24 protein-coding genes and 1 pseudogene are annotated in these 22,692 nt (G+C 44.8%); 16 read left to right on the top strand and 9 right to left on the bottom strand.

All coding sequences use genetic code 11. The features are described from left to right. Window positions 1-90: 90 nt before the first annotated feature. The 9 genes from glyA (at window position 91) to ACYX4M_RS00140 (ending at window position 7,635) form a co-directional block, all read left to right on the top strand. A complete protein-coding gene (glyA, locus tag ACYX4M_RS00180; protein ID WP_179983990.1) occupies window positions 91-1,347 on the top strand; it encodes a serine hydroxymethyltransferase in 1,257 nt (418 codons plus the stop codon). A gap of 98 nt (window positions 1,348-1,445) precedes the next feature. After that, window positions 1,446-1,895, top strand: coding sequence for a transcriptional regulator NrdR (nrdR, locus tag ACYX4M_RS00175; protein WP_012517538.1), 450 nt, complete (start codon window positions 1,446-1,448; stop codon window positions 1,893-1,895). Window positions 1,896-1,945: 50 nt separating this feature from the next. After that, a complete protein-coding gene (ribD, locus tag ACYX4M_RS00170; protein ID WP_476081385.1) occupies window positions 1,946-3,094 on the top strand; it encodes a bifunctional diaminohydroxyphosphoribosylaminopyrimidine deaminase/5-amino-6-(5-phosphoribosylamino)uracil reductase RibD in 1,149 nt (382 codons plus the stop codon). 11 nt (window positions 3,095-3,105) lie between these two features. Further along, on the top strand, window positions 3,106-3,768 hold the full coding sequence (locus tag ACYX4M_RS00165; RefSeq protein ID WP_476081384.1) for a riboflavin synthase: 663 nt from the start codon (window positions 3,106-3,108) through the stop codon (window positions 3,766-3,768). Between the two features lie 20 nt (window positions 3,769-3,788). After that, complete coding sequence (ribBA, locus tag ACYX4M_RS00160) at window positions 3,789-4,889, top strand: bifunctional 3,4-dihydroxy-2-butanone-4-phosphate synthase/GTP cyclohydrolase II (RefSeq protein WP_476081383.1); 1,101 nt, start codon at window positions 3,789-3,791, stop codon at window positions 4,887-4,889. Window positions 4,890-5,173: 284 nt separating this feature from the next. Further along, the gene (ribH, locus tag ACYX4M_RS00155) at window positions 5,174-5,647 is read left to right on the top strand and encodes a 6,7-dimethyl-8-ribityllumazine synthase (protein WP_025255832.1); all 474 of its coding nucleotides are present in this window, start codon (window positions 5,174-5,176) and stop codon (window positions 5,645-5,647) included. 12 nt (window positions 5,648-5,659) lie between these two features. Further along, window positions 5,660-6,082: a transcription antitermination factor NusB gene (nusB, locus tag ACYX4M_RS00150; RefSeq protein ID WP_014979773.1), complete on the top strand. Its 423-nt coding sequence runs from the start codon at window positions 5,660-5,662 to the stop codon at window positions 6,080-6,082. A 48-nt stretch (window positions 6,083-6,130) separates the two neighbouring features. Further along, window positions 6,131-7,096 carry a thiamine-phosphate kinase gene (gene thiL / locus ACYX4M_RS00145; protein WP_476081382.1) on the top strand — a complete coding sequence of 322 codons (966 nt, stop codon included), beginning with the start codon at window positions 6,131-6,133 and terminating at the stop codon, window positions 7,094-7,096. A gap of 38 nt (window positions 7,097-7,134) precedes the next feature. After that, a complete protein-coding gene (locus ACYX4M_RS00140) occupies window positions 7,135-7,635 on the top strand; it encodes a phosphatidylglycerophosphatase A family protein (protein ID WP_334059712.1) in 501 nt (166 codons plus the stop codon). A 103-nt stretch (window positions 7,636-7,738) separates the two neighbouring features. Here the strand turns inward: ACYX4M_RS00140 and dxs are convergent, their stop codons facing one another. The 3 genes from dxs to xseB are packed head-to-tail and all read right to left on the bottom strand — an operon-like array spanning window position 7,739 to window position 10,814. Next, window positions 7,739-9,619 (bottom strand): 1-deoxy-D-xylulose-5-phosphate synthase, encoded by a 1,881-nt coding sequence (gene dxs, locus ACYX4M_RS00135; protein ID WP_476081381.1) that lies wholly within the window; start codon window positions 9,617-9,619, stop codon window positions 7,739-7,741. 32 nt (window positions 9,620-9,651) lie between these two features. Continuing rightward, entirely contained in the window at window positions 9,652-10,542 is an 891-nt protein-coding gene (locus ACYX4M_RS00130) for a farnesyl diphosphate synthase (protein WP_476081380.1), read from the bottom strand. 29 nt (window positions 10,543-10,571) lie between these two features. Next, complete coding sequence (gene xseB, locus ACYX4M_RS00125) at window positions 10,572-10,814, bottom strand: exodeoxyribonuclease VII small subunit (RefSeq protein ID WP_136782332.1); 243 nt, start codon at window positions 10,812-10,814, stop codon at window positions 10,572-10,574. A gap of 405 nt (window positions 10,815-11,219) precedes the next feature. Between xseB and pomA the strand changes: the two genes are divergently transcribed. Continuing rightward, window positions 11,220-11,981: a flagellar motor protein PomA gene (gene pomA, locus ACYX4M_RS00120; protein ID WP_071815317.1), complete on the top strand. Its 762-nt coding sequence runs from the start codon at window positions 11,220-11,222 to the stop codon at window positions 11,979-11,981. Then, window positions 11,981-12,910, top strand: coding sequence for a flagellar motor protein MotB (locus ACYX4M_RS00115; protein WP_334059716.1), 930 nt, complete (start codon window positions 11,981-11,983; stop codon window positions 12,908-12,910). Before pomA ends, ACYX4M_RS00115 begins: the two co-directional genes overlap by 1 nt. A gap of 96 nt (window positions 12,911-13,006) precedes the next feature. On the opposite strand, the gene ACYX4M_RS00110 is transcribed toward ACYX4M_RS00115, so the two are convergent. The 5 genes and pseudogenes from ACYX4M_RS00110 to ACYX4M_RS00090 all read right to left on the bottom strand — a co-directional run bounded on the left by ACYX4M_RS00110 (window position 13,007) and on the right by ACYX4M_RS00090 (window position 17,443). Beyond that, window positions 13,007-14,263 carry a class I SAM-dependent methyltransferase gene (locus ACYX4M_RS00110; RefSeq protein WP_476081379.1) on the bottom strand — a complete coding sequence of 419 codons (1,257 nt, stop codon included), beginning with the start codon at window positions 14,261-14,263 and terminating at the stop codon, window positions 13,007-13,009. A 2-nt stretch (window positions 14,264-14,265) separates the two neighbouring features. Then, window positions 14,266-15,009 (bottom strand): DUF1365 domain-containing protein, encoded by a 744-nt coding sequence (locus ACYX4M_RS00105; protein WP_476081378.1) that lies wholly within the window; start codon window positions 15,007-15,009, stop codon window positions 14,266-14,268. Next, window positions 15,006-16,272, bottom strand: a pseudogene (locus tag ACYX4M_RS00100) (NAD(P)/FAD-dependent oxidoreductase). Before ACYX4M_RS00100 ends, ACYX4M_RS00105 begins: the two are co-directional and overlap by 4 nt. A gap of 11 nt (window positions 16,273-16,283) precedes the next feature. Then, window positions 16,284-17,003: an SDR family NAD(P)-dependent oxidoreductase gene (locus tag ACYX4M_RS00095; protein ID WP_476081377.1), complete on the bottom strand. Its 720-nt coding sequence runs from the start codon at window positions 17,001-17,003 to the stop codon at window positions 16,284-16,286. Beyond that, the gene (locus tag ACYX4M_RS00090; protein ID WP_476081376.1) at window positions 17,000-17,443 is read right to left on the bottom strand and encodes a nuclear transport factor 2 family protein; all 444 of its coding nucleotides are present in this window, start codon (window positions 17,441-17,443) and stop codon (window positions 17,000-17,002) included. Before ACYX4M_RS00090 ends, ACYX4M_RS00095 begins: the two co-directional genes overlap by 4 nt. Before the next feature lie 258 nt (window positions 17,444-17,701). Between ACYX4M_RS00090 and ACYX4M_RS00085 the strand changes: the two genes are divergently transcribed. From ACYX4M_RS00085 to ACYX4M_RS00075, 3 genes are all read left to right on the top strand, one after another. After that, the gene (locus tag ACYX4M_RS00085) at window positions 17,702-18,277 is read left to right on the top strand and encodes an LON peptidase substrate-binding domain-containing protein (protein ID WP_476081375.1); all 576 of its coding nucleotides are present in this window, start codon (window positions 17,702-17,704) and stop codon (window positions 18,275-18,277) included. A gap of 118 nt (window positions 18,278-18,395) precedes the next feature. After that, complete coding sequence (locus ACYX4M_RS00080) at window positions 18,396-19,007, top strand: sigma-70 family RNA polymerase sigma factor (RefSeq protein WP_179983974.1); 612 nt, start codon at window positions 18,396-18,398, stop codon at window positions 19,005-19,007. Beyond that, the gene (locus ACYX4M_RS00075) at window positions 19,000-19,743 is read left to right on the top strand and encodes a ChrR family anti-sigma-E factor (protein ID WP_476081374.1); all 744 of its coding nucleotides are present in this window, start codon (window positions 19,000-19,002) and stop codon (window positions 19,741-19,743) included. The genes ACYX4M_RS00080 and ACYX4M_RS00075 overlap by 8 nt, the downstream gene beginning before the upstream one ends. 118 nt (window positions 19,744-19,861) lie before the next feature. Here the strand turns inward: ACYX4M_RS00075 and ACYX4M_RS00070 are convergent, their stop codons facing one another. Beyond that, window positions 19,862-20,626 carry an outer membrane protein assembly factor BamD gene (locus ACYX4M_RS00070; RefSeq protein ID WP_476081373.1) on the bottom strand — a complete coding sequence of 255 codons (765 nt, stop codon included), beginning with the start codon at window positions 20,624-20,626 and terminating at the stop codon, window positions 19,862-19,864. Window positions 20,627-20,811: 185 nt separating this feature from the next. Between ACYX4M_RS00070 and rluD the strand changes: the two genes are divergently transcribed. Continuing rightward, window positions 20,812-21,795 (top strand): 23S rRNA pseudouridine(1911/1915/1917) synthase RluD, encoded by a 984-nt coding sequence (gene rluD / locus ACYX4M_RS00065; RefSeq protein WP_476081372.1) that lies wholly within the window; start codon window positions 20,812-20,814, stop codon window positions 21,793-21,795. Between the two features lie 14 nt (window positions 21,796-21,809). Continuing rightward, window positions 21,810-22,565, top strand: coding sequence for a peptidoglycan editing factor PgeF (gene pgeF, locus ACYX4M_RS00060; RefSeq protein WP_476081371.1), 756 nt, complete (start codon window positions 21,810-21,812; stop codon window positions 22,563-22,565). The last annotated feature ends 127 nt before the right edge of the window (window positions 22,566-22,692 follow it).

Below are 22,692 nucleotides of genomic sequence, written 5' to 3'. Positions count from 1 at the left end.
TATACAAGTAACCGAAAATGACTAGAATATGGCTCGAATTTGAGCAATCAGTGCGTAACGCCATATAAAAACCGCAGTTAAGGAGCCCCCATGTTTTCTCGCGAAATGAATATAGCCGACTTCGATCCTGAATTAGCCGATGCAATGTCTAAAGAGGTTGAGCGTCAAGAACATCACATTGAGCTAATTGCCTCTGAGAACTACTGTAGTCCACGTGTAATGGAAGCACAGGGTTCGCAGCTTACTAACAAATACGCAGAAGGCTATCCAGGCAAGCGTTACTACGGTGGTTGTGAGCACGTAGACGTTGTTGAGCAACTAGCTATCGACCGTGCAAAAGCGCTATTTGGTGCAGACTACGCAAATGTTCAGCCACACGCTGGTTCTCAAGCAAACTCTGCTGTTTTCATGGCATTACTTGACGCGGGCGATACAGTATTAGGTATGAGCCTTTCTGAAGGTGGTCACCTGACTCACGGTTCTCACGTAAACTTCTCTGGTAAAACTTACAATGCTGTGCAATACGGTTTGAACAAAGAAACCGGTGAAATCGATTACGCTCAAGTAGAAGCGCTGGCCAAAGAGCACAAGCCTAAAATGATTATCGGTGGTTTCTCTGCGTATTCAGGTGTTGTTGATTGGGCTAAATTCCGTGAAATCGCAGATAGCGTGGGCGCATACTTGCTTGTAGATATGGCCCACGTGGCAGGTCTTGTAGCGGCAGGCGTTTATCCTAACCCACTTCCTCATGCACACGTGGTAACAACGACAACGCACAAAACCCTTGCAGGTCCGCGTAGTGGTTTAATTTTGTCAGCATGTGGCGACGAAGCAATTTACAAAAAGCTTAACAGCTCTGTATTCCCAGGTAACCAAGGTGGTCCTCTTTGCCACGTTATTGCAGCAAAAGCCGTTGCCTTTAAAGAAGCGCTACAGCCAGAATTTAAAGTGTACCAGCAGCAGGTTGTTGCAAACGCGAAAGCTATGGTTTCTGTAATGCAAGAGCGTGGCTTTAATATTGTTTCTGGCGGTACTGACAACCACTTATTCCTTCTTGATCTCATCGATAAGGACATTACGGGTAAAGACGCAGACGCAGCCCTAGGTGCAGCAAACATCACCGTTAACAAAAACTCGGTTCCAAACGATCCACGTTCACCGTTTGTAACCAGCGGCCTTCGTATTGGTAGCCCAGCGATTACTCGCCGTGGTTTCAAAGAAGAACAAGCTAAGCAAGTTGCGACTTGGATTTGCGACATTCTAGATAACATGGGCGATGAGTCAGTTATTAAGCGTGTTCAAGACGAAGTGGTTGCGCTTTGCGCACAATTCCCTGTTTATAAATAAATAGGATTGTGTTTTATTGCGTACTTTGGTACTAATGCTGGACTAACTAGTCTAGGTTCGATTAATAAGCCTAAGTACGCAATATTTAAGGAATATTCATGTTTTGCCCGTTTTGTTCAGAACAAGAAACAAAGGTTATTGATTCTCGTTTGGTTGCAGAAGGGCAGCAGGTGCGTAGACGCCGTGAATGTATGGTGTGTCACGAGCGATTTACGACTTTTGAAAGTGCCGAGCTCGTGATGCCCCGCGTGATAAAGCGCGATGGTTCACGTGAACCGTTTAATGAAGATAAACTTCGTGCAGGCTTGCAACGGGCACTTGAGAAGCGCCCTGTTAGCACAGAAAAAGTCGAACAGTGTATCCTTTCACTGAAATCACAGTTGCGTGCAACTGGTGAACGCGAAGTGAGTAGTGAGCTGCTCGGCAACTTAATAATGAAAGCCCTAAAAGAACTCGACAAAGTTGCCTATGTCAGGTTCGCCTCGGTTTATCGTTCCTTCGAAGACATTCGTGAATTTGGAGAAGAAATTGCGCGATTAGGGGATTAGGTCGAGCACAATTAAAACCTCTTGCACTTAGGGCTACAACAGGAATCCAAGTGAACCACGAAACGGTTAAAAACGATTATTATTGGATGGCAAAAGCCATTCAACTTGCTCAAAAAGGGCGCTTTACCACTTCCCCTAACCCTCGCGTTGGCTGCGTAATTGTTGACGAAAACAACCAGCTAATAGGTCAGGGATATCATATCCAAGCCGGCACTCCTCATGCCGAAGTACATGCATTAAGACAAGCAGTTAAAACACGAGAAGGCGGAGCAAAAGGCGCGACGGCTTACGTTACACTTGAACCATGTAGTCATTTTGGCCGCACGCCGCCATGTGCTGTAGCCTTGGTAGAAGCGAAGGTTGCGCGGGTGGTTATTGCCATGACCGACCCTAACCCAAACGTATGCGGTAACGGTATAAGTATTTTACAAGAAGCTGGTATTGAAGTGGTTAGCGATGTGATGGCTGCAGAAGCTGCAGCATTAAACCCCGGGTTCATCAAACGCATGCTTACTGGCAAGCCTTTCGTTCGCGTGAAATTAGGTATCAGCTTAGACGGAAAAATAGCCCTTCAAAATGGTGTAAGTCAATGGATCACTGGACCCGAGGCAAGGCGAGATGTGCAGCGCTATCGCGCACAAAGTTGCGTGGTACTCACAGGCTCGGGTACGGTAAAAGCTGATAACCCTAGTTTGCTGGTTAGAGAGCAAGAGGCACAGTTCACAGATTATCCCCTAGAGCACATTCGCCAGCCAGCCCGAGTTGTTGTCGATGGCAAAAGCAAGCTCAGCCGAGACTACACTTTATTTAACGACGGCAATACAACTTTAACGGCTACTTCGCAGTCGCATCCAGATACAGCAACACAGCACTATCTTTCGATAGACGAAAAAGACGGTAAGCTCAACTTACATGCACTAATGTCAGCATTAGGCGATAAGCAATATAATGAGGTTTGGGTGGAAGCGGGCCCAGGCTTAGCCGGTGCATTGTTGCAAGAGGGTCTGGTGGATGAGCTAATTTGTTACCAAGCCCCTAAGCTTTTAGGTGAAAAGGGAATAAGTATGGTCAATTTGCCAGCATTTACGTCATTAAGTGAATGTATTTCGCTTTCGCTTATTGAAAATCGTCAGGTAGGGAACGATATTAAGCTTATCTTTCGCCCTGATGTTAGCAACACTCGTGGTCAACGCGATTAAGGAGGAACTTTATGTTTACTGGAATTATTCAAGCGCTCGGTACTATTAAAAAGCTCGATAACCGAGGCAACGATATTCGCCTTACCGTTGCGTCACCTACGCTTGACATGTCTGATGTCGCACTTGGCGACAGTATCGCGACCAATGGTGTTTGCTTAACAGTGACTGATATGGGCCCCGATTATTACTGCGCGGATGTATCGGCCGAAACCATTAAATTAACTGGCTTTGCACATTACAGTGCAGGCTCAACCGTTAACCTTGAAAAAGCGATGCGCCCTAGCGACCGTTTAGGTGGCCACATTGTGTCAGGTCACGTGGACGGCGTGGGCGAGGTTACGCAAATTATCAAACACTCAGACTATGTCGAGTTTTGGGTAAAAGCACCTGAAGCACTAGCGAAATACATTGCGCACAAAGGCAGTATCACCGTCGATGGCATCAGCTTAACCGTTAACGAAGTCAACGGCGCAGAATTCATGCTTTGGATCATTCCTCATACGCTGCAAGAAACAATTATGGGAAGCTATAAAGTAGGCACAGCGGTAAACCTAGAGGTTGATGTTATTGCGCGCTATTTAGAGCGATTAATGCTAGGCGATAAAGCCGCCGAGCCTATAAGCAAAGGCATCGACATGGCATTTCTTGCCGAGAACGGATTTTTAAGAAAATAACCCTACAAGAAGCACACAACATGGCATTTAACACTACACAAGAAATAATTGAAGACATTCGCCAAGGTAAAATGGTTATCTTGATGGATGATGAAGATAGGGAAAACGAAGGCGATTTAATCATGGCGGCAGAGCATGTCACGCCTGAAGCCATTAACTTTATGGTTACTCACGCTCGCGGCTTGGTGTGCTTACCTATGACGCAAGAGCGCTGCCGCACGCTAAATCTTCCTTTAATGGTTGATAAAAACGAAGCGCAGTTTTCTACCAACTTCACCGTTTCTATTGAAGCCGCAACTGGCGTTACCACTGGTATCTCAGCAGCAGATCGCGCAACAACGATTAAAGCGGCTGTGGCTACAGATGCCAAAGCGACAGACATTGTTCAGCCTGGCCACATATTTCCATTAATTGCTAAAGAAGGCGGTGTGTTAAATCGCGCAGGCCACACTGAAGCAGGTGTAGATTTGCCGCGTTTGGCCGGCTTAGAGCCAGCTGGCGTTATTGTAGAAATTCTTAATGAAGATGGCACTATGGCTCGCCGCCCAGAACTGGAGAAGTTCGCGGCCAAGCACAACCTAAAAATTGGCACCATTGCTGATTTAATTGAATATCGCAACTTAAACGAAACGACTATTCAAAAAGTTGCTCAGTGCAATATGCCAACAGAATATGGCGACTTTGAGCTGCACACGTTCAAAGACAGCATCGACAACCAGCTGCACTTTGCGCTTAAAAAAGGCGATATAAAAGAAGATGATCCGACACTTGTCCGTGTTCACCTTCACAATACTTTTAGTGATCTTCTTGGCTCCACGCGCGGTATTCATCGCTCAATGACGTTAGCAGATGGCATGCGCAAAATTTCACAAGAAGGTGGTGTGCTAGTGCTATTAGGCAAAGAAGAGCATATTGAAAGCCAAGTGCGCCGCTTTGCCGCAGAAGATAGAGGCGAACGCCCAGCTGGCGCCGACTGGCAGGGGTCGTCACGCACGATTGGTGTGGGCAGCCAAATTCTAGCATCAATGGGTGTACACAAAATGCGTCTTCTTAGTAAGCCAATTAAATATCATGCACTTTCAGGCTACGGCCTTGAAGTTGTAGAGTACGTGCACGACTAGCACTTGGTACAAGCTCTTTGTTGAATCTCTTGGCGCACACAAATAGCGCTATTAACGTGAGGGTTTGATGAATTAGAGTGGGGCAGTAGGCTCGGTTGCGAACCCTCCACCGCATGGATGCGGTGGCGGAGCGTACAGGGATGTATTTACCGCGTGTTCACAACCGAGCCTGCTGGCCCAATCCACTCACGTCAAAAATACGAATGTAAGTTAAAGAAACAATCGATTTAGTTTAGGCGCAGTTGTGGTATACTTCGCGCCGTTTTTTCTCGAGGAATGAATCCATGCAGGTAATTGAAGGTAATATCAGAGCAACCGGTAAGAAGTTTGCTATCGTTGTATCACGCTTTAATAGCTTTGTTGTTGAAAGCTTACTAGAAGGTGCGTTAGACACACTAGAGCGTCACGGTGAAGTAAGCGATGACGATATCACGGTAGTACGTGTACCTGGTGCTTACGAGTTACCTGTAATTGCTAAGAAATTAGCTGAGAAGAAGTCATTTGACGCCATTATCGCTCTTGGTGCAGTTATTCGTGGCGGCACGCCACACTTTGATTTTGTAGCAGGCGAGAGCAACAAGGGCCTTGCGCAAGTATCACTTGAATACGGCGTACCTGTATCATTTGGCGTAATTACAACAGATTCAATCGAACAAGCTATCGAGCGTTCAGGAACCAAAGCGGGCAACAAAGGTGCAGAAGCTGCACTAGGTGCGCTAGAAATGGTTAACGTTATCGATGCTGTTGAAAAGCTTTAAGGTAAACATTAAGTGAAAGTTTCAGCTCGTCGTAAAGCCCGTGAACTTGCCCTACAAGGCGTGTATTCATGGCAAATGAGTCACAACGATATTCAGCAGGTTGAACTGGCGCTAGCCACCAGTAACGACATGCAAAAGGTAGACATGGCGTATTTTCAAGCGTTGCTTCGCGGTGTTGCACACAACGCAAGCAACCTTGATGCAACCATAAAACCTTACCTTGGTCGTTTGCCGGAAGAGTTAGACGCTATCGAAAAAGCCATCTTGCGCATCGCGACGCTGGAACTCACTGAGCGCATTGACGTACCTTACCGTGTAATTATTAATGAAGCGATTGAGCTTGCTAAGGCATTTGGCGCTGAAGAAAGCCATAAGTTCATTAATGGTGCACTGGATAAAGCAGTGCGCACGTTGCGCAAAGACGAGCGCGACTAACCTTACCGTGGCGGCATGGATTGCCGCTAAAAGGGTTTAAAAATTACCGTGAAAGAATTTGATCTTATCGGCCGCTATTTTTCAAACAGTGGCCACAAACGCAAAGACGTTGTTATTGGTATTGGTGATGACTGTGCTGTAACAACGGTTCCTGAAAACCAACAACTTGCCGTTACTACAGATACCCTTGTTGCAGGAGTGCACTTTTTAAAAGATGCACCGGCTAAGTCTGTAGCATACAAAACCGTTGCTGCTAACTTGAGTGACCTTGCCGCGATGGGGGCTGAGCCCGCATGGATCAGCTTGTCTTTGTCACTGCCTGAAGTAGATGAAGCCTGGCTAGATGACTTTGTATCTGGGTTATACGAACTTACTCAGTACTACTCTGTCCAGCTTATCGGTGGCGATACGGTTAAAGGCCCTATGGCGTTTACTATTACTGCACAAGGTTTTATACCTCCTGGCTCCGAACTAACGCGTAGCGGCGCTAAGCCGGGCGATTGGCTTTACGTTACCGGAACACTAGGTGATGCAGGAGCGGGCTTAGATATTCTGCAAAAAAATCTCAGCGTAAGTGGCGAAGCGAAAGATGTTTTGGTTAATCGCCATTACTTCCCAACCCCTCGTGTTGCGGTGGGTACGGCGATACGTCGAATTGCAACGTCTTGCATTGATATCTCTGATGGCTTACTTTCAGATATAAAGCATATTTTGAAAGCGTCTAACTGCGGCGCTAATGTTCATGTAGATCGTTTACCGCTATCGCGCGCATTAACAAGTGCGGTCACGACTGAGCAAGCCATTGAATATGCACTCTCAGCTGGCGATGACTATGAACTTATTTTTACGGTAAGTGAAGAGCAGCGTGGAAGCCTTGAAACTTCGCTGGCAAGTACCAATGTAAAAGCCACGTGTATTGGCCAATTAACCGGGCATAGCGGTACACTTTCGTTGCTGAAAGATAATGAAAAGTATACGCCAGCTAATCCTTCTGGCTACGAGCACGCCTTTTAGGCGATGCACATCTTACAATAGTAAATTAGGGAAGAGTCATGCAGGCGGAATATCGCGCTAGAGTGAGTATGAAAAATCCAGTTCATTTTCTCGCTCTCGGTTTTGGTAGCGGGCTTGTTCCTTTTATGCCAGGTACATTTGGCTCGCTTGCTGCACTACCGCTACTTGTAGCATGTAGCCAGATCTCAGTGGTTTCCTTCATCGCGCTTACGCTGATATTTTCAGTGGTAGGCATTTATCTTTGTGGCAAGACTGCAGACGATATGCAGGTACACGACCACGGCTCTATTGTGTGGGATGAAATAGCGGGCATGTTCATCACCTTCTTATTCGTACCTATCTCAGCATCGTCTTTACTCGTGGGCTTCGTTCTGTTCAGACTTTTCGACATCTTAAAGCCTTGGCCAATAGGTATTATTGACAAGCGCTTACACGGCGGTACAGGCATTATGCTGGATGATCTTCTTGCTGGCGCTATGGCTTGTGGCTGTTTACATGTATTAATGGTGTTCTGGCCAGCGGCGCTGGCGTTGTTCTAGCTAATTGGGAAGATTTAGAGCCCTTCTGATAGATACTCTACAGAGAAAGGTTAGGTAACAGAAATATTAAGAAAAAGCCCGCAACTAGCGGGCTTTTTAATGACTAGTCAGCTATTAAACTATCTGCCGCCGCAATAATACCTTCGGCGTCAAGGCCGTGCTCTTTGTACATTTCTTGTTGTGTACCTTGCAGGATAAAACTATCAGGTAAACCTAACATTTTGACTGCCTTTAGTACGCCGTTTTGCTGCAAGTGTTCTAGTACAGCACTACCAGCACCGCCCATAATACAGCCGTCTTCTAGCGTAATAAGTGCGTTATGTTTACTTGCTGCTTTTAAAACGGCATCGCCGTCTAACGGCTTAATGAACCGCATGTCGATAACGGTAGCGTCAATGGCTTCTGCTGCTTCAAGTGCATAGGGCAACAAACAGCCGAAGTTCAAAATAGCAACGCTTTCAGATTTATCTTTTGATGTTTCTCGGCAGGTACGTGATTTACCTATTTCAAGCTCCGTCATCGCTTCATCTGGCGTAACTCCCATGCCTGCACCTCGAGGGTAACGGACAGCGGCTGGTTTTTGTAGCTTGTGACCAGTATAAAGCATTTGGCGACATTCATTTTCATCAGAAGGCGCCATTACCACCATATTTGGAATGCAGCGAAGGAAAGCTATATCAAACGCGCCTTGGTGAGTAGGGCCATCGGCACCCACAATTCCCGCTCTGTCTATGGCAAATAATACCGGTAAGTCTTGAATTGCCACGTCATGAATAAGCTGATCGTATGCGCGTTGAAGGAATGATGAATAAATCGCAACAACCGCGTTCATACCGTCTTTGGCAAGACCGGCACCAAAGGTCACCGCATGCTGCTCTGCAATGGCGACATCGAAGTATTGCTCAGGGAAACGCTGAGAAAACTCAACCATGCCAGAACCTTCCCGCATGGCAGGCGTCACAGCCATCAATTTGCGGTCTTGCGCGGCCATATCACATAGCCATTTTCCAAAAATGGCAGAGTAGGTTGGAGCAGAAGGCTTCGACTTGGGTAAGGCGTTATCTGCCGGGTTAAATTTAGGTACCGCGTGAAACTTAATTGGGTCTTCTTCAGCAACGGCGTAGCCTTTACCTTTCTTTGTCACAACATGTAAAAGCTGAGGTCCTTCAAAGTTTCGCATATTGCGGAGGGTATCAACCACAGCGTTTACGTCGTGACCATCAATAGGGCCGATGTAGTTAAAGCCTAGTTCTTCAAATATGGTTCCTGGAACAACCATGCCTTTGATGTGCTCTTCTGCACGACTAGCAAACTCTTTGATTGGCGGCACATTGCTTAGCAGTTTCTTGCCTCCGTCGCGTATAGAGTTGAAAAAGTTACCTGTGAGTAAGCGAGCCAGGTGACTATTTAATGCCCCTACGTTTTCAGAAATAGACATTTCGTTGTCGTTAAGTACGACCACCATATCTTTTTTGATATCACCAGCGTGGTTAAGGGCTTCAAACGCCATACCTGCGGTCATTGCACCGTCGCCGATAACCGCTACCACTTTGCGGTCTTCACCTTCTTTTTCAGCGGCTACCGCCATTCCCAGCGCGGCACTGATCGATGTGGAAGAATGGCCAACGGCAAAGGTGTCGTATTCGCTCTCAGGCGGCCAAGGAAAAGGATGTAGGCCATTTTTTTGACGAATGGTACTCATGCGCTCTGCGCGACCAGTGAGGATTTTATGAGGGTAGGCTTGATGCCCCACATCCCACAATAAGCGGTCAAAAGGTGTGTTGTACACATAATGTAACGCGACGGTAAGTTCTACTGTGCCTAAACCAGAAGCGAAATGACCACTTGTTTGGCTTACACTATTAAGTAAATACTCACGTAATTCATCGGCGAGCTCGCGTAACTTGTCCTGGGGCAGCTGCCTCAATTTTTCAGGTGTTTGCGCAAGCGCAAGCGTTGGGTAATGTTGGAGATCTAAACTCATGTACTTATTATCTTTTTCAACATGGCGCGTGGCTAATGGTCGCGTTTCACCAAAAGCTCGCTAAACGCAATTAAACTGTCAGTATTGTAGGGTAAACGCGTCAATGCTTGAAGTGCATTATTGTGAAGCATTTCTAATTCTTGCTTGGCGCCAGCTATTCCAAGCTTGGCTGGAAACGTGTTTTTTCCCAATGCTTCGTCTGACCCTGCAGGTTTACCTAGCTTTTCGCTGCTGCCTTCAACGTCCAAAATGTCGTCTTGAACTTGAAACGCTAGCCCGATATCGGCGGCATAAGCCATTAAGTCAGCTTTAGTTTGCGGCAGTAAGCCTTCACTGACAATAGCAACCATTTCAACACAGGCCTTGAGCAAAGCTCCAGTTTTTAATCTATGCAGCTGCTTCAGCTCTTCCAATGAAATAGTTTCACCTGTACTGGCTAAGTCGATAGCCTGACCACCACACATTCCTGCATAACCCGCACTTTTAGCAAGTACAGATAGAAGCTGCCCACGTTTGGTTTCGGCATAAGTGCTAAGAGGAGAATCAGCCAGCACCGTAAACGCCAGAGATTGCAGCGCATCTCCCGCTAAGATAGCTGTAGCTTCATCAAAGGCGATATGACAGGTTGGCATGCCGCGACGCAAATCATCATCGTCCATGGCTGGCAAATCGTCATGAACTAAAGAGTAAGCGTGGACACACTCGATGGCCATGCTTATAGCCATCTGGTCTTTTTTAGGTACATCTAGGGTGTTGCCTACAACCTGCACCAGTAGAGGGCGCATGCGCTTACCTCCCGCAAGCAATGCATGACGCATGGCATCTTTGAGGCGCGGTGCATAATCGGGTAAATCATCAATTAAGGTAAGAAGGGATGCATCAGTTTGCTGTTTGACTTGCTGATGCAATGCAGAAAAATTCATAGGTCGCCTGTAAGTTAAAAATGAACGTTTTACGGCTGTTCACTTTCAGGAAGAGTCTGAAGCGTTTCTTCGCCTTGTTCACTAAGCAATATTTTTACCTTTTGCTCGGCGTTTTCAAGAGATTGCTGGCCTTGACGAGATAACGCTATGCCTCGTTCAAATTTTTCCAGTGCTTTATTAAGCGGCAGATCACCGTTTTCCATTTCGTTAACAATGGCTTCTAGTTCAGATAAAGTTTCTTCAAAAGACGCTGATGCTTTTTCTGTCGTCATAAAACACTCAATATATTGGCCAAAATACGTATATCGCGCACATTAACCGAGGGTTGCACAAGGGTCAAATGGTTTGTCGGTATATCGCCTATATCTCAGCAATATAGCTTTTTTTTCATGCAGTTGACCACGTCGAAGATCAAGATATTGTGCTATATTCGAAACAAGCGGCTTGTATTACTTTAAGACAGGGATAGGCAGGCGTATTTCGATTAGGGGGTTAACATATAGAGCAAGGATGTTGCTTTGAAGATAACCTTAAGTCGACGTTTTTTAAAAATCATACTTAATAAAAAACAGATAAATATGATATTTTTCAATAATGTCGTTTTAGTATTTCTATCGCTTGCCGATAGGATAATTGTACATTAACAGCACTGACTGCGCATAAATGGGGAAGAGTGAGTGGATTTAGCAACCGTCATAGGTATGTTGGGCGCCATTGGTTTCATAGTTATGGCTATGATTCTGGGCGGCAGCTTAAGCATGTTCATCGACGTTCAATCGATATTGATCGTATTTGGTGGGACTTTGTTTGTTGTCTTGTCACAATTTACACTAGGTCAGTTCTTCGGTGCAGGTAAGATTGCTGGCAAAGCCTTCATGTTTAAAATTGAATCGCCAGAAGAACTTATTGAGAAAATAGTAGAGATGGCGGACGCGGCGCGAAAAGGCGGTTTTCTAGCTCTTGAAGAAGCAGAAATTTCCAATGAATTTATGCAAAAAGGCGTAGATATGCTGGTTGATGGCCACGATATAGAAGTGGTCAGAGAGACACTCGCCAAAGATATATCTATGACGACAGAGCGACATGACTTTGGCGCTTCGTTTTTTAAAGGTATGGGCGATATTGCGCCAGCAATGGGTATGATCGGAACCTTGATTGGTTTGGTTGCCATGTTATCAAATATGGACGACCCCAAGGCTATCGGTCCTGCAATGGCGGTTGCACTACTTACAACGCTTTACGGTGCTTTTTTCGCTAACGTGATATGTTTGCCAATCGCGTTCAAACTAGCTGTGCGAGCAGGAGAAGAGAAGTTAAATCAAAGTCTTGTGTTAGACGGTATTGTCGGTATTGCTGACGGTCAGAATCCGCGAGTCATTGAAGGCGTTTTGAAAAATTACCTTGCGGCGAGCAAACGCGGAAGCGCAGAGGAAGAATAATGGCCGAAGAAGAATGCCCAAAATGCCCCCCCGAGGGGCTTCCAGCTTGGATGGGAACCTTCGCAGACTTGATGTCACTGCTTATGTGCTTCTTTGTTCTTCTGCTTTCATTTTCAGAGATGGACGTACTCAAATTTAAGCAAATTGCGGGTTCGATGAAGTTCGCTTTCGGTGTACAAAACAAAATCGAAGTAAAAGATATTCCAAAGGGTACCAGTGTAATTGCTATGGAATTTCGACCTGGTAAGCCCGATCCTACGCCAATTGAATCTATACAACAGCAAACCAACGAAATGACACAGCAGATGCTAGAGTTTCAGGCAGGAAACGAGGATTCGGCCGGCGGAAGGCAAAAGCAGCGCGGCGAACAACGCGGCGGTCAGTCCCAACAAACCGCTACTGAGTCATCTTCATCTGCTGAGCAAAGCACTGACCAATCTCAAATGGCTGAATTGATGAAAAAGGTGGCTCAGCAATTAGAAAAGCAAATTTTAGATGGGTCGGTAGAGATGGAGTCGTTGGGGCAGCAACTTACCATTCGTATTCGCGAGAATGGCTCGTTCTCAGCAGGGTCTGCTTTCTTGCAGCCACAATTTCAGCCGGTATTAAGAAAAATTGGTTCATTGTTAGCGGATGTGCCCGGCGAGGTTGAAATTTCTGGACATAGCGACGGCCAGCATATTGCTAATGAGCTATATCGTTCGAACTGGGATTTATCGTCGCAACGTGCGGTAGCGGTGGCTGAAGCTATGCGCACAGCGCCAGGTTTTGATGAAAGCCGTATGTCGGTAGTTGGCAAAGCAGATACTAACCCTATTGTTGAGAATGCCACGACGGCGAGTGATAGAGCAAAAAACCGTCGAGTGGAAATTAATATCAACCAAGGCAAGCCAATGATATCCCAACCAATATCAGTGGTAGACGACTAATTGTCACTCTGTTGTAAGTGTCATACTTACAAAAAAGCGGTGTTATAAAGCACCGCTTTTTTATCAAAGTGATTGCTGGTCACCCAGCTAAGATAGTCAAACTCTAGCCAAATCCTCCCTGTACTGAGGTTTAGATATAACAAGCTGTACAGTGCTAATGGTTCTTTCTAAAAAACCACCTTCGCAATATTTGAGGTAATAGGTCCACATCCGCATAAAGCGCTCGTCGTAACCATCATTTAATAATTCATCCTTAGCCGAGATAAATGCTTCATACCAATGGTTTAGCGTTTTTGCATAGTCCACACCAATGTCATGTAAGTCACGGATCATCATATTCGTGTACTTTTTAAGGTGTGCATTTAACTGGTATTGCGATGGTAAAAAACCACCCGGGAAAATGTATTTCTGTATGAAGTCTACGCTGTTTGAGTAGCTGTCATAACGTCTATCGTCAATGGTTATCGACTGAAGTAACATAAGTCCGTCGTCTTTCAAAAGAGAAGCACATTTTTCAAAAAAGTTTCCTAAATACTCTTTGCCAACCGCTTCAATCATCTCAATGGAAACGAGTTTGTCGTATTTACCGTCAAGTAATCGGTAGTCTTTTTTAAGCAGGGTAATTTTGCTTTCAAGTCCTTCCCGTTCAATCCAATCTTTAGCCCATGCGTGCTGCTCTTCTGAAATAGTCGTGGTGGTGACACTGCAGCCATAATGTTTCGCAGCATAAACTGCAAGGCCGCCCCAGCCAGTACCTATCTCTAAGAGGTGGTCTGCTTCGGTAAGTTGTAATTTGTCACAAATAGTTTTTAGTTTGTAATTCTGCGCGTCGTTTAGTGTTGCATTTGCATCTGGGTATATTGCTGATGAGTACATCATCGTCGGATCTAGAAAGCGGGTATAAAGCTTGTTGCCCAAATCATAATGCGCTTCTATGTTCTTTTTAGCTTGGTCTTTTGTGTTTCGACGCGCAAGATGCTGAATCTTATTGATGGGCATGGTTAGCCACTTGAATTTATTTTCCCACTCATCAAGGGTGGGTAAGTTCCTCGCAAAGATCCTTACCACAGCGGTAACATCGTCGCTGTCCCATAAACCATCCATATACGCCTCACCGGCGCCCACACTGCCGCCAAGTAACAACCGTCGATAGGCTTGCACATCTTTTATATTTACCGTAGCGCGCAAGTCACTTTCGTCTGTGCCAAAACGCGCAATGACATCGCCATTTTCTTGAATAGTTAAGCGACCAAATGGAAGCTGATTCAAACACTTTAAAAATAGTGTTCTACAAGTTTTATCTACAAAAGAGACCTCTGAGGTGGTCAGTAGTACAGATTCACCGAAAGACATTGTTATTGTTCCTGACTCTTTTCTGGGTGTGTATAAAGTGGCGTTCGTTTCAGCAATAGCTTAAGCGCGTGCCAATAAATTCCGGCCACAGTTTTTATTGTCATACTGGGTATACGTTTAAGTGCAGCAGATAGATTCGCATTATCTAAAGTAAATTTTGTTAGATTAATCCCTGCACTGAACTCTTTATCCTCTCTCACGCAATCCATAGCTAGAGAAAGTCTAGATGACGGCTGTGAAATTGACCATTTGTAAGTCATATCCATAGGGTTGAAAGGTGACACGTGAAAAGCCTTAGGCGTATCATCTTGCGTATCCAAGTTTACAAGGTAATGATGGCGCTCATTCCAAGGCGTATTGCTGACTTCTGCAAGCATGTGAGTGTACTTTCCCTCATCATTGCGAAGGTAATAAAAGTTAACTGGGCTAAAATACATTCCCCACATGCGCAATTGGCCGAGCATAAAAACGTCGCCGTGTAGCACTTTACCCTCGTTCAACTTAGTCATTCTCTCCAATACGGCTTGTTTCAACGAAATGGAATCGTCGCCTAGGTAGTCTTCTCGCTTAAAGCGAACCCTCGACTTATTGCTCGTACTGAAGTGTTTTAGCTGACTAGATAAGGCTTCGAATTCGTCGGTATCAAGCTTCAGCCAAAACAGATAAATATCATAGTCAAATTTATGTTGTGTCGGCTTGAAACGTTGGTGATATACCTTACCTCTATAAATAGCACTTTCTATCACAGGGATTCACCAAAACGCGCACAGACGTCTAAAGCACTGGTAACGCCGTCTTCATGGAAACCGTTGTACCAGTAGGCGCCACAGAAATGTAAGTTATCCACGCCACATATCTCGCTTCTTCGCGATTGCGCTTTCACCATACTCGCGCTGTACTGTGGGTGAGCATACTGATAGCTTCGTAAAATACTGTTTTCGTCGATTTCAGGCGTATTATTTAGCGTTACACAATAAGTATTCTTTGCTTCTAATCGCTGTAGAATGTTCATATTGTAAGTGACAGAAGCGGGGCGAAGCTTCCTCGCTCGCATCCTCTTTTAAGCTGTAGTTCCAACTGGCCCACGCCAACTTCCTTTTAGGCAATTGGCTTATGTCTTTGTGCATTACTACATCATTTTCCGCATAAGGAATATTGCCAAGAATATCTTCGTGCAGTGAGGTCGGGGAATGAATCATTTTTAAGGCTTGATCGCTGTGACACGCAAACACGACATGGTCAAACGTTGCAACTGCACCGGATGAATCGGTAACTTCCCACTTGTCATCGCTTTTAGCTACAGAAATGACAGCTGTGGACAATTTGATCTTAGACTCAAATGGCGCAATCAGTGGCGGGATATATTGACTAGATCCACCTTTTATCGTGTACCACTGAGGTCGGTCAGTAATATTGAGCAGCCCGTGGTTATTGAAAAACTGCAGGAAGAAAGTTAACGGAAACTTTCTGGTCTGCTCCAGACTGCTAGACCAAATAGCGGCGCACATGGGCAATATATAGTAGCGCGCGAAATCATCGCTCAGCCCTAATTCTTTGATGATATCTTCCAGCGTTAACGATGACGTGTCGCGCTTCTCAGCCACCATTGCTTTACACGCTTTATTAAAAGTTAGAATGTCTTTTACGATTCGCCAAAACTTAGGCCGAAGAAGATTGCGTCGCTGGGCGAATAAACTGTTTAAGTTATTGCCATTGTACTCAAGGTTCGCTTTTTTACTCATCACAGAGAAGCTCATCTCGGTTGGTTGGTAGTCAACGTTTAGCTTAGTAATAAGCTTGATGAAGTTAGGGTAAGTCCAGTCATTGAAGACGATAAAGCCAGTGTCAATGTGATGAGTGTGCCCGTTATCATCGATTTTCTTTGTTGCCGTATGACCACCAATGTAGTCATTCGCTTCATAAACTGTGATGTCGTTCTGTCGGTTTAGAAGGTATGCGCAGGTTAACCCTGAAATACCTGTGCCTATGATGGCAATCTTATTATTCATTTTAACTTCTCTTATTGTTTTTCTCGCATGGCCAAGGATAGGCGTCTTTGAATTGAAGTAGGCAATATGTGCATAAAGCGCAGGATAAGCCCAAAGAAACGAGGGAAGAAAACGGTTTGCTTATTACTTTCTATTCCTTTAAGCATGGCTTCAGCGGCTTCTTCAGCGCTAATCTTCATTGGCATTTCAAAGTCGTTTTTGTCAGTCAAAGGTGTTTCAACGAAACCTGGTGAGACTGCCTGTACTTTCACGCCTTTATGGTGAAGATCGACTTCTAAGGACTTTGTGAAGTAGTGAAGGGCAGCTTTACTAGAGCCGTAGGCTTGAGTGCGTGTGAAAGGTAATAGACGGGCCATACTGTCGACTATGACGAGTTTGTCGCCATCTTTTAGTCGTGGAATAAGGGCGTCTACACAGTGAACTACGCCAAAAAAGTTAGGCTCGAAAACGCGGCGGAACATTTCTGGCTCGAAGTCGTCAAGGTCTACATACTCACAAGTGCCAGCGTTAAGTACAACGATATCAAACTTAACGTTAGCCAATGCCTGTCGAGTATCTTCTAAATTTGACACATCAAACTGACAACTACTTACATTGCTATATTTACTTAGTTCATCGAGGGCTTCTTTGTTTCTTCCACAGGCAATCACGTGATACCCATTATCAGCGGCCTTGATCGCCAGTGCTTTACCTATTCCCGATGTGGCGCCAGTAATTAGGATAGTCTTCATTTTGCCAGCTTCCCTTTTATCTTTCTGATTATAAAACCTAAAATAGGTACGTGTTCATAAACCATTTCGCCCAAATCATAATAATCTTTATGGTAAATGATGATGTCATCTTTAACCCCAAGCTGCGTTGTACCGTCTAGCGTTATTTTTTTATCGCTGTTTTTGAGCACCAGAGTCATTGTCCAATTTACAAGATGAGTTACATCGGTTTGGTTTTGAGCATTTTGTTGCGAACAACGGAAAATGTCTGATATGTCGAACTTGCACGTTTCAGCTTGGGTAAGAAGGTTAGAAAAGTAATGTTTTACTTCATCTATTCCACGGTGCGTAGTAATGGGGTCGATAAATGTGATGTCACTGGAATAGATGCTTTCCAAATCGTTTGGAGAAATTTGACATATATCTGTGTAAATTTTACAAAAGCGTTTAATCACATCCATACAACTTCCTTTACGGTTCAATTTTAAATATAGACTCACCAGCCGGTTTTTACTTATTCTTGACCTTGTTAATTCTTTTTACGTATTTTTCCGCAAGTCCCTGATCTAGAATCTATTGAGTTTGTTATTTAGCTCATAAGTTACATCAAACGCAGTGCTTAAGATCACGTTTTTCAATCCTGCTGTGAAAAATATTCCCATTCGATCCTATTTGTACTCAGTCGCGTAGTTATTCTTGTGTTTTTGGAAGTGTTGAGTATGAGTGTAGAACGTTTTCCCTTATTTCCTTTATCTGCGCACCTTTTGCCTGAGGGCCGAATGGCGCTGCGTATTTTTGAGCCTAGATATGTGCGCATGGTTAAGCAGGCATGCGCCGAAAATAAAGGTTTTGTGATGTGTATGCTAAATGCAAATGGCGACAAAGATGTAAATGAGCATATCCATAAAATAGGAACGTACGCACAAGTTATCGACTTCGATATGCTCGACGACGGTTTGCTTGGCATAAAGGTTGCTGGTTCTCATTTAGTTGAGGTAAGTAGCATTGAAGTTGAAAAAGATGGTCTTCGCACTGGTAGTTGTAAGGTTATAGAACCGTGGCAGTGCGATTTGGCTCCTCAGCAAATAGCGCCTATGGACGAGCGGCTTAAAGAAATATTTGGAAGTTACGAAGAACTGGCGTCACTCTACGATTCACCAAAGTTTGATTGTCCCAAATGGGTATTAAATCGGTGGTTGGAATTATTGCCAGTTGATGGCTCACAAAAGCAACATTTTTTAGCGCAAAGAGAGTGTACCGGTTTACTCAATTATCTCTCTGCCTTGATAGCTTAAATGTGAGAGCTGTAATCAATATTACAAATTCGTAATCCAACATTTGCGATTTTCGCAAACGCTTTGAGCCTGAACGTCGTAGAATGATACAACCAAAACGGAAAAGCGGACGAATATTATGTTAGTTGGAATTCCATTGGAACAAAGTAACAGCACAATCAAACCTAAAGAGTGTGCTACCGAAATGTCTGATTACCTAGTGGCGGTTGCTGACGCCAGATGCAAACGTTCATTTGCTCGAGTGTTCAACTATTTTGCCCCCCGTCTTCGTTCATATGCGTTAAAGCAAATGGGTAATGAAGCATTGGCGATGGAGTTGGTGCAAGACACAATGTCAAACGTGTGGCAAAAAGCACACCTTTTCAACGCTGAGAAAGGGTCACCATCGACATGGATATTTACCATTGCGCGTAATATACGTTTTGATATGCTGCGTAAGCTGCAGAACCGAAAAGAAGATGTATGTTCTGATGACCTATGGCCAGTGCTTTGCGAGCAGACAGCAGACGCAAATGAAGCGCCGCTTGACGAGCAGGTTACATTGGAGCAAATTGGTCATTTATTTGAATCACTGCCTGTAAAACAAAAAGCGGTAGTTGAAGCCATCTATATCGATGGTAAGTCTCAACAAGAAGTTGCCGATGAACTTTCTATTCCCTTAGGTACAGTAAAGTCACGTACACGTTTGGCACTTCAACGATTAAAGGTCATGTTAAACGACAATGATTAGGTTTCACCCCAGTGCCCAACAGCTTAAAGATTTCGTTGAGGGCACACTGTCACCTGCTACATCTTTAATGGTCTCAGCGCATTGTGACATGTGCGCCAAATGTCAACGCTTTGTAGAAATTGAAACAGAAAGCTTAGCCGCTCAAATGGTATCGGCTGTTAGTGATAACGCATTCGCGACTTCTGAAGCTTCGCTTCAGTTTGGTGACATGGTTTCGCAGATCACGCAACTCCCACAATCCCCTGACGGCAGTTTCGAGGCCGCTGGTGTTTCTGAATATCGAGAAGCTTTTAAAAAGCCTCGCGCACCATCTAAATCAAAAAAATTAAGCACTATTGAATTGGATGGTAGAACGTTTACTTTGCCTAGAACCCTCCACCGATATATCGACAAGACTGGAAACTGGTCAAGTTTAGTCGGTAAGCTATGGCAGGCCCCGGTTGATTTGGGTAATCAAGGCGTAGCCAATTTCATTTTTATGGGCAGTGGTGGCAGTGTTCCAGAGCACACCCATCGAGGAACCGAGTATACCTTGGTCATAGATGGTGAATTCAGTGATGGGCTTAGTCGTTATGATACCGGCGATTTCATTTTTATGGACGGTGATAAAACCCATACACCAAAGGCTGAAGGTAAGGATGGTTGCTTGGTTTTTAGTATTGTTGACCAGCCATTACATTTTACTTCCGGTTTAGCAAGACTGTTAAACCCGTTTAGCCATCTGTTTTTCCGCTAAAGATAGAATGGTTTTGCTAGCTGTATAGCAACCGCAAAATAACAAAAAACGCACTGAAGTGCGTTTTTTTGTTCTAATTACGTGCTCGAAAATCTTTCGCGCTTAAAACCTACCTTAGCTAGCTGATGAATTCGCTATCCGGGTAGTTAAGTCTAAGTGTCTTCATGGCGTTATCACGGAGCTCCGTTAGACCAAGCTGTTCGTAGCTTGAAACCATAATTTCCAAGGCTTGCTGGACCTGCGTAGTATTAGGAAAGTGCTCAATAACATAGCGGCCGCGGTTAGCTGCAGCAACATAAGCCTCTCGCCTCATATAAAAACGTGCAATAGCAATTTCGTAGCGCGCTAGACGGTCTTTAATATGAACCATACGCTGCTTCGCATCAGCCGCATACTTGCTGTCTGGATACTGCTGAATTAGGCGACGAAAGTCTTCAAATGCTGCACGGGATTTTGATGGGTCTCTGTCCGTACGGTCAATATTCATTAGCTCTTGGAACAGATTGCTGTCCGATTCCATGTTAGTTAAGCCACGCATGTAATACGCGTAGTCTACATCAGAATGGTTCGGGTTAAGGCGAATGAATCTGTCGATAGTGGCAAGCGTCTCTTCATTCTTACCCGACTTGTAGTAGCTGTAAATAAGATCTAGCTGTACTTGGTGCGACAAAGGACCAAAGGGGTAACGGGAATCTAGCGCACTTAACGTTTGAGCTGCAGCGCTAAAGTTACCGACCTCCATGCTCTGCTTTGCTCTGTCGTACAGTTGCTGAGCACCCATATTAGCTAAAACGGCTTTCTCTTCTTGATCTGAAGAACTGCATCCTGCGACAGACACTATAGCACCCAATAAAACGGGAGCCAGTAGACGAAATGATTTCATAATAATTCTATTTTCCTGCTAAACAGTTTAATACTTCGCTGTCTAAGCTCATGTGTTAAACAACAACACTTTAATTGCATTCTAACGTACTAACGACGAGAAAAACCATACAAAAACGTAAACAAGGCAGTGTACAGCGTGAATACTTGTTATAATACCCTTTTTTAGACGTAATCAATGGTGTTATGACACAGTCGCCGAACACAATACAATTAGAAGCTTCAACGGAAGCTGCGCATTTTGGTTTACGCTTAGATCAGGTTTTGGCTGATTTGTTCCCTGAATATTCTCGTTCTAAGTTAAAAACTTGGATTCAAGACGGGAATGTTGCGGTAAACGGTGAAGTAATCACCGTCCCACGACACAAAATGCAAATGGATGAACTCATTACTGTACAAGCCGAAATGGATGTGCAGGTAACAAGTGTAGCGCAGGACATCGCGCTAGATATTGTTTACGAAGATGAGCACATCCTAGTTATAAACAAACCTGCTGATTTGGTGGTGCATCCCGGAGCAGGAAACCCAAGTGGCACCGTGCTTAATGCATTGCTGAATCACTACCCTGAAATTGACAAAGTTCCCCGTGCAGGCATTGTCCACCGTCTTGATAAAGACACTACGGGCTTAATGGTAGTAGCAAAAACAATACCTGCACAAACGCACCTTGTTGACCAGCTGCAGCGCCGCGAAATGAGCCGTGAATATGAAGCCATTGCATTAGGTACTATGGTTGCCGGTGGCATTGTAGATGAACCTATCGGTAGGCATGCCACAAAGCGCACGCATATGGCAGTTCGCGAAATGGGTAAACCAGCAGTAACGCATTATCGCGTTATTGAAAAGTTCCGCGCTTATACTCATTTGCGTTTAAAGCTTGAAACTGGTCGTACGCACCAAATACGCGTGCATATGGCGCATATAAAGCATCCGCTGTTAGGCGATCAGGTGTACGGCGGGCGGCCGCGCTTACCTAAAGGTGCGTCTGAGGAGTTTATTGCTGCGCTTCGCGGATTCCAGCGCCAGGCTTTACATGCCGCTCAGCTATCGCTATTTCACCCTGAAACTGAAGAATGGATGACGTGGAAGGCACCGCTGCCTCAAGATATGCAAGACTTGCTGAAGGCGGTTAAGAAAGACACAGCAGACAATGCGCAAGATATGCTTTAAGCAGGAAGTGGGCTATGACATTTTTAGCTGCAAATTCATCTATTACGTCATCGTTGGATTTAATTAGTCCGGCATGGTCATGCCCCGATAATGTTGTTGCTTACACAACGACAAGAATGGGAGGGGTAAGCATAGGTGAATTTGCAGGCTTGAATGTTGGAGCTCATGTGGGAGATGACCTTTTATTAGTTAAAGCTAATAGAAGCCGTATCCCACACAGTGAAAAAATCACATGGTTAGAGCAAGTACACAGTAATCGTGTGGTGTCATTGCCAAGCGCTGATACCACGGCCGATGCTGCGTATTCTTGTTCTGTCTCACACTTTTGCGCCGTAATGACTGCAGACTGTGTTCCCATCTTATTATGTGATGGGAGTGGTCAAGAAGTGGCAGCAGTACACGCGGGGTGGAAAGGGCTTGAGACCAATATTATCAGTAATGCGGTTGGGCAATTTAGCTGCGATGCCAATAAAATCATGGCTTGGATAGGTCCTGCAATAAGCGGTGCTTGCTATGAAGTGGATGCTCAACTGGCGAGTAAATTTCGTCATGTAAAGGGCGCCATTGCTGATAGCCACAATGATGGAAAATACCTATTAGACCTGCCTTTAATTGCTCAAATACAGCTGCAACAAGCTGGCGTAGATACTATTACGCAAAGTAACCTGTGTACTTACTCTGATGAGCGACGCTTCTATTCACATCGAAGAGCAACACATCAAAAGAAACGCACGACGGGGCGAATGGTCAGCGTGATAGGCCTACTTTAGGTTGTTTAGAAAAAAAGGCTCAAGATTTCAGACTCATCAAATATTTGCGCTAAATCAAAATCCCTACAGTATTTTTTATATTTTTGACCAACTTTTCAATCTCATACTTGAATCGCAATTGAGCAGC

This window comes from Alteromonas sp. ABV4_150 (assembly GCF_056311745.1).
This window is presented reverse-complemented; position numbering and strand designations above follow the sequence as displayed.